The following is a 2,033-nucleotide window of genomic DNA, read 5'->3' on the forward strand; positions in this document are numbered from 1 at the left end:
AAGCGGTCTCCGGGGTGCCCGGGAGGTGTTGATACCACTCCTGCAACCGTTTTAACAGGATGAGTAAAAACTCGACGGCCACGTTTCCACCGTGTGCCTGGGCTTGCTGGAATTGTTCTTGAATCTGTTTTGTATTACAGGTTGATATCGCGGCACAAACCACGATTTCACTTTTTTGAAATAAATTTCCCCAGTGACCATCGGCCTGATCCTGCAGGTTTTTGAAGGGCAATTGTTGGGCAAACTGGTGTGCCCAAACCACTAACTGCTCAAAGCTAAGCTCGTGTGGGTTAAAAAGGGATGAATTTATCGCCTCATCCTGCCGCTGTTGCCGCGAGGTCATTATGCGATATCCCACTCGTTTGATAACGGTAGTAACTGAGGTGCTATCAACGTGCCTTCGCTTAAATAGAAGGGATAAACCATATTGCTACGCGTGTTGGTGGTGATAACGCTGTAGTCAATTTGAATAAGCAATTTCCCAGAAAAGGGTTCGGGTAAAAAATGGACATCCTCGACATTGATGCGCGATTCGAAAAATAAAATGGCATGGCGAATTTCAGAGGCGAGCTGGGTTAATACCGTCTGCGTGAGTTCTTCAAATACAAACTGATTAATTCGGCAACCGAAATCGGGCGTCATAAGTCGCTCCCCAGGCGTGGTGGAGAGTAGAATCGTTAAGCTCTGTTCGATATCCTGTATATCAGAGCTCATGACAATCTGATGATTGGGTCCAGTAAAGCAGGGCGGAAATGCCCAGCCGGTTCCTAAAAATGCATTGTCGTTTGCCATAAATTTCACGCAATCCTCGTTGGCTGTGGTTAACCGCCAATAATGACCGTAGGGTATCCTAGCGTGATCGTTCCTCCGTGGCTGGTAGTGTCACCCATTCTTGCCGCAGGTTTCCCACCAATCATCACCGTGGCCGATCCTTTAACAATGGTCGATGGCGGCCCAACGCAGACGCAACTATCCCCAACGACTGCTGCGGGCAAAGATCCAATTAAGACCGTTGGTACGCTCGGTCCTATAATGGGGCCTCCAACGTGAGGAATTGGAGGAAACCCCGGGGTTACCATCGGACACACCTGTAAGTCCGTAATTCTTGCTGCAAAGGGCATATATCAACTCCGTTAATCGCTAATTAATTTTGACCAGGGCACCCTTGATGGTCGTCATTCCTGAGCATGAGAGTTCTGCGGTGGCATTTCCTTTCAGTGTTAATCCCGTATTGGCCTGCGCTGAAACATTTAACGCTGAAATTTTAGCGTCGCCAGTGGCCTTAATAGTGGTATCGCGACTGGAATCAATTTTTACCGACCCTTTGGCTGAGAGAGTTATATCTTTACTACTGGTGATAGCAATGCCATCTTTATCCAGGCTTATCACATTACTATTCTGATCAGTCAGGGTAATGGATTTATCTTTATCACTAATCACGATGGAATTGCCGTTCGGTGTTTTTAACGTCATTACGCTATTTTCGTCGTCAAAAATAATTTTCATTTTACTTTTTGTGACGATGGTCTTGATATGGTTGTCTGACGTAATCTCTTCAGGCATTTTATTTTTACTGCTATACAGTGAGCCAAGAATAATGGGATTACTGGGATCCTGATTGATACAGCCAATAATCACTTCATCGCCCACTTCGGGAATGAAAAAGTTCCCGCACCCTGATGAAGCATAGTACGTGGCTAATCGTACCCAGATTAAATTAGCTTCGCTATTCAACGTTGGGATCTTTATCTGGATGCGATAATTTGAATCTGGATCGCCATCCAATTTTGTCACTACGCCGATTTGTAGCCCATCTACGGGCGGTAAATATCCTGAAGCGGGTGGGGCACCAATATCGCGGTGTTCTGCCGACCACATCGCAGACATTCCCAACTCGGCTGTGGTAATCCACTGACCTTTCTCAATACTGTGGTGAATGCCACCAACATAATGTGGGCCGTTGTAACGTTCACCAACGCCAGCCAATTCAAGTAAACTGTTAATCGTCGCGCTAGCGTTTCCCTGAAAAGTAA

4 protein-coding genes are annotated in these 2,033 nt (G+C 46.3%); all 4 read right to left on the reverse strand.

Features of this window, described 5'->3' with window-relative positions; genetic code table 11:
• Positions 1–343 (reverse strand): hypothetical protein (locus J5224_RS25695; RefSeq protein WP_264628030.1); only part of this gene is annotated, 343 nt, incomplete at its 3' end.
• Complete coding sequence (locus J5224_RS25700) at positions 343–792, reverse strand: GPW/gp25 family protein (RefSeq protein ID WP_264628031.1); 450 nt, start codon at positions 790–792, stop codon at positions 343–345. The genes J5224_RS25700 and J5224_RS25695, both read right to left, overlap by 1 nt.
• Positions 793–821: 29 nt before the next feature.
• The gene (locus J5224_RS25705) at positions 822–1,121 is read right to left on the reverse strand and encodes a PAAR domain-containing protein (RefSeq protein WP_264628032.1); all 300 of its coding nucleotides are present in this window, start codon (positions 1,119–1,121) and stop codon (positions 822–824) included.
• Between the two features lie 19 nt (positions 1,122–1,140).
• Positions 1,141–2,033, reverse strand: an 893-nt coding sequence (locus tag J5224_RS25710; protein ID WP_264628033.1) for a phage baseplate assembly protein V, incomplete at its 5' end; no start/stop codon positions are given.

Source organism: Candidatus Symbiopectobacterium sp. NZEC135, from assembly GCF_025962695.1.